Genomic DNA, 668 nt, shown 5'->3' on the forward strand with positions numbered 1-668 from the left:
AAGACAGTGAATTTATCGGCGCTTCGACGCAGGTGCGCTTTTTAGGAGATGTCACCGGTGCAACGATCCACAACACTCTTTTTGATGGGGCATTGAGGGATGGTATTAAGACCGTTTCCGGTCAGGATGGAGGCTACACGTCTAATGTAACCGTGTCTGACTCTGTCTTTCTGGACCCCAACAGAGACGGGATAGACAGTACGGGTGGCTTCAAGGATTCCGTTGTTACGGACAGCTATTTCATTGGAGGTTTTACTGGGCTCGATATTAAATCGGGTTTCGGCACAACGAATGATTTCCTCGCCGGTACATCCATCAATGAGAATATCCGTATTACAAATTCGGAATTCATCGACAACAACAATGCGGTTGTTGCCACAACACTGGACCCGGGCGGTTATCTGAACCCTGGCAATGCCAAGCAATGGGCCGTGCAGAATATCCACATAGAAGATTCCATCATTGAGAATACCGAGGGCGGCACGAAATACGTGGTTCTGGCGAAGGATAGCTACAACATTCATTGGAGCAATGTGGACCTTCTCGGCGATGTGCTAGAGTCAAGAGAGAGATCGGCTTACAATACCGGTCTGCCTCAGGATATCGACGGTACAGTGGGGACAACAGGTCCGTCCCGCGGTCCTGTTGATAGCGCATACTACCAGAGT

1 protein-coding gene is annotated in these 668 nt (G+C 49.7%); it reads left to right on the forward strand.

The features are described 5' to 3' along the window. The coding region (locus ACR0JG_RS20770; RefSeq protein ID WP_480572544.1) for a glycoside hydrolase family protein at positions 1-668 on the forward strand (668 nt) is incomplete at both ends.

It is taken from the genome of Ruegeria sp. AD5, from assembly GCF_056542345.1.